The sequence below is a fragment of the Methyloceanibacter marginalis genome, from assembly GCF_001723295.1.
Lineage (GTDB): Bacteria > Pseudomonadota > Alphaproteobacteria > Rhizobiales > Methyloligellaceae > Methyloceanibacter > Methyloceanibacter marginalis.
On record NZ_LPWD01000437.1, the window covers coordinates 1 to 6,134 of the forward strand.

Consider the following 6,134-nt stretch of genomic DNA (forward strand, 5'->3'; position numbering starts at 1 on the left):
AAGGCGCTGGAGACGGAGAAACAGACGCTGCTGACCGCGAGTGTGAAGGCTGCGCTGAGCGGTGGCCCGGACTGGGTCAAAGACCACCTCCACAACGAAGAGGAAATCGAGAAGGTCCGCGCATATTTGCGGGTCGAGGAGAAGGTCGCCTTCCGCTGCCGCACCGACGGCGTTCGAATCCCGAAGCCCTTGCCGCCGCCCCTCCCGGATCCCAAGCCCGCGGTCCCCCATCATCATGGCCGAAGGACAAAAGGTGCTTGCAGGCGCCGCCGCCATGTCCTTCCTGCCTTTGCGGAAACCGTCGGCGACCGTATCCGAGACGGCCGGCGCCGAAGCACTGGGGATAGAAGGAATCGGCGACGCCGAGGAGGTGACCGCCGTGGCCGAGAGCAGCGAGGCCGAACCAGGGCCTAGCCAAGCGGTGGCGGATTCGGATAAGACAGCGCCTCCTAAGAACAAGGCGACGCAATGAGTACCGTAATTCTTCTGATTCACGTCATGATCGCCATAGCGATGGTCGGCGTCATCCTGCTCCAGCGCTCCGAGGGCGGGGCACTCGGCATTGGCGGCGGCGGCGGTGGCGCCGGAGGCGGCTTCATGACCGGCCGCAGCGCCGGCAACGCGCTGACCAAAACCACGGCCATCCTGGCGGCCTGCTTCTTCCTCACGAGTCTCACCCTGTCGATATTGGCGACTCATCAGCGCGGCGGCGCCCCGTCCATCCTGCCGTCCAGCGGCGGCGAGGGCGGTTTGACCCCGCTCCAGATCCCCGGCACGGCGGCCCCGTCGGCCCCAGAATCGCCGGCGGCACCGCAAGCGCCCCAGTCCCAGTAGTTCTTCACAGGAAATCCTGCGCCAAGACGTCTCCCCCTGCATCTTTGGGGCTACGCCTTGGCGCGGACTCGGTGTAGGGTCGAGGCCCATGGCGCGGTACGTCTTCATCACCGGCGGCGTGGTTTCCTCACTTGGCAAGGGACTCGCATCGGCAGCGCTCGGAGCGCTTTTGCAGGCGCGCGGATTCCGCGTGCGCCTCTGCAAGCTCGATCCCTACTTGAATGTCGATCCGGGAACCATGAGCCCCTATCAGCACGGCGAGGTGTTCGTCACCGACGACGGTGCGGAGACCGACCTCGACCTCGGCCACTACGAGCGCTTCACCGGACGCCCGGCGCGCCAAGCGGACAACGTCACCACGGGGCGCATCTACCAGGAGATCATCGCCAAGGAGCGGCGCGGCGACTATCTCGCTCCACCGTCCAAGTCATTCCCCACGGTCACGGACGCCATCAAGGAATTCGTCACCACGGGCAATGAGGGCGTGGATTTCGTGCTCTGCGAGATTGGCGGCACGGTCGGCGATATCGAAGGCCTGCCCTTCTTCGAGGCGATCCGCCAGCTTGGCAACGAATTGCCCCGCGGCGAGAGCGCCTTCATCCATTTGACGCTGGTGCCGTTCATCCCGAGCGCGGGCGAACTCAAGACCAAGCCGACCCAGCACTCGGTCAAGGAACTGCGCTCCATCGGCATCCAACCCGACGTTCTGCTGTGCCGCACCGACCGGCCGCTGCCGCCGGACGAGCGGCGCAAGATCGCGCTGTTCTGCAATGTGCGGCCCGAGGCCGTGATCCAGGCGCTCGACGTCTCCAGCATCTACGACGTGCCGGTGGCCTATCACGAGGAAGGTCTCGACCGGGAGCTGCTCGCGGCCTTCGGCATCACCAATGCGCCGGAGCCGGACCTGCGCATGTGGAAGGAGATCTCCGAGACCATCGCCGAGCCAGACGGCGAAGTCACCGTGGCGATCGTCGGCAAGTACACAGGCCTGAAGGACGCCTACAAGTCGCTCAACGAAGCGCTGGTCCATGGCGGCATCGCCAACAAGGTGAAGGTCAACCTCGAATGGATCGAGGCGCAGGTGTTCGAAAGCCAAGACGCCGCGGCCTACCTGGAAGACGTGAACGGCATCCTCGTGCCGGGCGGCTTCGGCGAGCGCGGCGCGGAAGGCAAAATCCATGCGGCGCGCTATGCCCGCAATCGCAAACTCCCATATTTTGGCATCTGTTTCGGCATGCAGATGGCGGTGCTCGAGGTCGCGCGCGATCTTGCCGGCATCGAAGGGGCAAGCTCCACGGAGTTCGGCCCGACCGCGGAGCCGGTGATCGGCCTCATGACCGAGTGGATGAAGGGCGATGAGCTCGAGCGGCGGGAGCAGAACGGCAATCTCGGGGGCACCATGCGGCTTGGCGCTTACGACGCCGTGCTCGCCAAAGGCAGCCAGGTCGCCGAGATCTACGGGGCAACGGAAATCTCCGAGCGCCATCGCCACCGCTACGAGGTGAACATGCGCTACCGCAACAAGCTCGAAGCAGCGGGCTTGCGCTTCTCGGGCCTCTCGCCGGACGGGCTCTTGCCGGAGATCGTCGAGATCCCCGAGCATCCCTGGTTCATCGGCGTCCAATTCCACCCCGAACTCAAGTCGCGGCCTTTCGCGCCGCACCCGCTGTTCAAGTCGTTCATCGGCGCCGCCGTCGAGCAGAGCCGTCTGGTCTAAGGCGCAAAGCGGCACTATGGTCCGGCGATGAACGAAGCCATGAAGCCGGCCCCGGCGGCCACGGTCACGGTCGGAAACGCCCGGTTCGGCAACGACTTGCCCTTTGCCTTGATGGCTGGCCCGTGTGCGCTGGAGAGCCGCGCGCACGCCCTCGAAACGGCCTCGGCCCTGAAGGAAATGACCGACCGGCTTGGGCTCGGTCTGGTCTACAAATCCTCCTTCGACAAGGCGAACCGCACGAGTGCGGCGAGCGCCCGGGGACTGGGGCTGAAAGACGCGCTGCCGATCTTCGCGGAGGTGAGGGAGGTCACGGGGCTTCCCGTGGTCACCGACGTGCACGAACCCGAGCAATGCGCGCTCGCCGCCCAAGCCGTGGACGTGCTTCAGATCCCCGCCTTTCTCTGCCGCCAGACCGATCTCCTCCTGGCCGCGGCCGCGACCGGTAAGGCGGTCAACGTCAAGAAGGGCCAGTTCCTCGCGCCCTGGGACATGCGCCACGTGGTGGCCAAGGTCGTCGGCGCCGGCAATCCCAATGTGCTCGTCACCGAGCGCGGCGTCTCTTTCGGCTACAACACGCTCGTCTCCGACATGCGCGCGCTGCCCATCCTGGCCGAAACGGGCGCGCCGGTGATCTTCGATGCCACCCATTCCGTCCAGCAGCCCGGGGGGGCAGGGGCCACGAGCGGCGGCGAACGGCGCTTCGTGCCGGTGCTGTCGCGGGCCGCGGTGGCCGTGGGAGTCGCGGGCCTCTTCATCGAGACCCACCAGGACCCCGACAAGGCCCCCTCCGACGGCCCCAACATGATTCCCCTGAAGGAACTGGAGCCATTGCTCAAAGAGCTGATGGACATCGATCATCTGACCAAGCGCGCCGCAAATCCTCACTGAACCGGCGCGTATGATCGCATGTCAGCGCGGCGGGGGGATAAGCGCCTGCGCTTCACCATCCCAACGCCACAACGTGTCTTCGCTGAGATGCGTGCCGCCCCACCAGCGGTCGACCGTGTGATGCTCCGTCCAATCGGCACCGCCGGCGAGCACCGCCTTGCCGAGCGAGGTGAGGCTGAGCCGGCTGGTCAGATAGGCCTTCGCAAGTTCCGGATCGGTGTGCTGAAACGGCGCGCCTTCGAGTCCCGCGACCAAAGGCTCGTCCGCGAGCGACAGCTGATCCAAGAGCCGCCAGAAGCTCCAGTCGCCCATGAACTCGGCGTCTTCCATCTTCTGCACGGCCATGAACAGGCCGAGCGCCGTGATGGATTCCGAACCCTCGATGGTCGCCAGCATCTGCCGTTCCGTGCGCGTCAAACCGTCGGGCCCCGGAAGCTCTTCCAACATGCGGATGACGGCCGGCCGCAAGAACGGTAGGGCCGAGGTGTCGTCATCGAGAAGGCGCACCCAGGCCTCAGGCGTCGGCTGCCGCAACGCCGTCCAGGCCCGCTTGGCGAGATCGATCTGGGCCTTGGTCACCGGAGCGGCGGTGGCCGCAAGCGCCGGGATCGCCTCGAGCTCCTGCCGGCCGATATAGTCGTCCGTTTGAACCAAGAGCAGGCTGCCATGGCGCGGATGGTCCGCGAACCAATCGAGCACCTGAAGCAATTGCAGCTGATCGTAGAGGTCGTGCTCGAACCACAGCACCACGCGGTCGAACTCCCCGCTCATGGCGAGACCGCGGTCGCGCGCTGTCAATTCGAACTCGATGGCGCCGATCTCGCCGCCGCCCGCGCCGGCCAGATACTCGATGCGGCTCACGGTGAGATCTTCCAGCGTATCGGTGAGCAGCACCGGCCCCTCATGCAGCACATCACGCCACGGCAGGACCTCGGTCCCGTGCAGCGCGCGGCGCAGCAATTCGCCGGCCGCGTCGCCGTTGGTGATGACGAGATCGGTCACTTATCCGCGGCCGCGATAGGGCGCCACGCCCTGATCCGGAATCCACACGCCCTCGGGCGGGGTGCCGTGCTGCCAGAACACGTCGATGGGTATGCCGCCGCGCGGAAACCAGTAGCCGCCAATACGAAGCCAAGACGGCTCGATGATTTGCACGATGCGCTTGCCGATCGTCAGCGTGGCATCTTCGTGGAAGGCGGCGGCATTGCGGAAGCTCGACAGAAACAGCTTGAACGACTTCGATTCGAGCAGCCATTCCCGCGGCGCGTAATCGACCACGAAATGCGCGAAGTCCGGCTGCCCGGTAACGGGACAAAGACAGGTGAACTCCGGCGCGGTGAAGCGTGCCACATAGGCGGTGTCCGCATGGGGGTTGGGCACGCGCTCGAGCTGCGCATCGACCGGCGAGGCCGGGACGGGCACCTCATGGCCCAATTGCCGAAGGCCGGTGATCTTCCGCGTCATGGCCTACTCCGCCGCAAGCCGCATGGGCGGCCCTTGATAGACGCAGCCCTCATGGCACGAATCACGCGCCACGACGATCTCGGCCAGGCCCGGCAACCGGTTGTGCAGCCGGTCCCACAGCCACATGGCGATGCGCTCCAGCGTCGGATAGGCAAGACCCTCCACGTCGTTGAGCATGCGATGGTCGAGCGCGTCGCGGGCGTCCGCCACCGCCGTCTCCAGATCGTCGAAATGCACGACGATGCCCGTGTCCTCGTCCGGCTCCCCGTCCACGGTAACGCGGACGCGGAACGAGTGTCCGTGCACCCGCGCATTGGGGTGGCCGGGCGGCGCCGACGGCAGGAAATGCGCCGCCTCGAAGAAGAATTCCTTGTAGATCCGCATAGGGGCTGTTTAGGGGATTTTGCGTGCCCCGGCCAGAGGTCGCACGCCGCACCAGTAAGGCAGGCCCAGCAATTTGTGGGTCTGCAAGCTCAGCCGCCATTTGGGATGGGCCAGACAATAATCAATGGCGGCGCGCACATTGGCGGGGCTGTCCGCGCCGTCATCCATGGGCTGAAGCAGGAAATGCGTGAAGTCGAGACCCTGAACCTCTTCCGGCCAGAGCCGGTCTTGCGGATAGACGAGCTTCAGCTCGTCGCCTGAACGCTGCTTGAGGGGCGCGCCGGCCTTCGGGCTCACGCAAACCCAGTCGATGGAAGGCAGAACCGGCAAAGTGCCGTTGGTCTCGATGGCTACTTCGAAGCCCGTTATGTGGAGCGCATCGACCAGCGCCTCGTCCACCTGCAGCATGGGCTCGCCGCCGGTCAGCACCACGAAAGGGGGGCGTACCGGAATTGCCGCGCCAGGCCTCGCGGCAGGCTCGCGCCACACTATCGGCGTCGGCGTATTTGCCACCGCCGGCGCGTCGGTGCCGACGAAATCCGTGTCGCAGAAATTGCAGACGGCCTCAGTCCGGTCCTGTTCTCGGCCCGACCACAGATTGCAGCCAGCGAAACGGCAGAACACCGCCGGACGCCCAGCCTGCGCGCCTTCGCCCTGCAGCGTGTAGTAGATCTCTTTGACCGCGTACATGGCCGGCAAGTTGGTCCTTTCGGCGCGTTCACGCAAGACATGCCAAATTTGCTCGCCGGGCTCGAGCCCGCGAGGTTTGATCCCCCACTCCCAAACAGACCCCCGAAGGGGATGGCGCGCCGCGTGGCGCAAAGTCCTTAACAGGTCTCCGCCGGGT

The 6,134-nt window shown here is 65.8% G+C and carries 8 protein-coding genes; 4 read left to right on the forward strand and 4 right to left on the reverse strand.

Features of this window, described 5'->3' with window-relative positions:
- Positions 1-235: 235 nt before the first annotated feature.
- The 4 genes from AUC71_RS15210 to kdsA all read left to right on the forward strand — a co-directional run bounded on the left by AUC71_RS15210 (position 236) and on the right by kdsA (position 3,439).
- Entirely contained in the window at positions 236-472 is a 237-nt protein-coding gene (locus AUC71_RS15210) for a hypothetical protein (RefSeq protein ID WP_069624921.1), read from the forward strand.
- Positions 469-834: a preprotein translocase subunit SecG gene (gene secG / locus AUC71_RS15215; protein ID WP_069624922.1), complete on the forward strand. Its 366-nt coding sequence runs from the start codon at positions 469-471 to the stop codon at positions 832-834. Before AUC71_RS15210 ends, secG begins: the two co-directional genes overlap by 4 nt.
- 88 nt (positions 835-922) lie before the next feature.
- Entirely contained in the window at positions 923-2,551 is a 1,629-nt protein-coding gene (locus tag AUC71_RS15220; RefSeq protein WP_069624923.1) for a CTP synthase, read from the forward strand.
- 27 nt (positions 2,552-2,578) lie between these two features.
- Positions 2,579-3,439 carry a 3-deoxy-8-phosphooctulonate synthase gene (gene kdsA, locus AUC71_RS15225; protein WP_069624924.1) on the forward strand — a complete coding sequence of 287 codons (861 nt, stop codon included), beginning with the start codon at positions 2,579-2,581 and terminating at the stop codon, positions 3,437-3,439.
- A 21-nt stretch (positions 3,440-3,460) separates the two neighbouring features.
- Here the strand turns inward: kdsA and AUC71_RS15230 are convergent, their stop codons facing one another.
- The 4 genes from AUC71_RS15230 to queE form a co-directional block, all read right to left on the reverse strand.
- A complete protein-coding gene (locus AUC71_RS15230; RefSeq protein WP_069624925.1) occupies positions 3,461-4,441 on the reverse strand; it encodes a DUF1835 domain-containing protein in 981 nt (326 codons plus the stop codon).
- On the reverse strand, positions 4,442-4,903 hold the full coding sequence (gene queF / locus AUC71_RS15235; RefSeq protein WP_069624926.1) for a preQ(1) synthase: 462 nt from the start codon (positions 4,901-4,903) through the stop codon (positions 4,442-4,444). It abuts the gene before it with no gap.
- A gap of 3 nt (positions 4,904-4,906) precedes the next feature.
- On the reverse strand, positions 4,907-5,287 hold the full coding sequence (locus AUC71_RS15240; protein ID WP_069624927.1) for a 6-pyruvoyl trahydropterin synthase family protein: 381 nt from the start codon (positions 5,285-5,287) through the stop codon (positions 4,907-4,909).
- A gap of 9 nt (positions 5,288-5,296) precedes the next feature.
- A partial coding sequence (gene queE / locus AUC71_RS15245; RefSeq protein ID WP_244500997.1) for a 7-carboxy-7-deazaguanine synthase occupies positions 5,297-6,134 on the reverse strand: 838 nt, incomplete at its 5' end.

What these genes read in the sequence shown, in the direction of transcription:
- kdsA (WP_069624924.1), top strand. Translation starts at nt 2,579, where the DNA reads ATGAACGAAGCCATGAAGCCGGCCCCGGCGGCCACGGTCACGGTCGGA.
- AUC71_RS15210 (WP_069624921.1), top strand. Translation starts at nt 236, where the DNA reads ATGGCCGAAGGACAAAAGGTGCTTGCAGGCGCCGCCGCCATGTCCTTC.
- queF (WP_069624926.1), bottom strand. Translation starts at nt 4,903, where the DNA reads ATGACGCGGAAGATCACCGGCCTTCGGCAATTGGGCCATGAGGTGCCC.
- secG (WP_069624922.1), top strand. Translation starts at nt 469, where the DNA reads ATGAGTACCGTAATTCTTCTGATTCACGTCATGATCGCCATAGCGATG.
- AUC71_RS15240 (WP_069624927.1), bottom strand. Translation starts at nt 5,287, where the DNA reads ATGCGGATCTACAAGGAATTCTTCTTCGAGGCGGCGCATTTCCTGCCG.
- AUC71_RS15220 (WP_069624923.1), top strand. Translation starts at nt 923, where the DNA reads ATGGCGCGGTACGTCTTCATCACCGGCGGCGTGGTTTCCTCACTTGGC.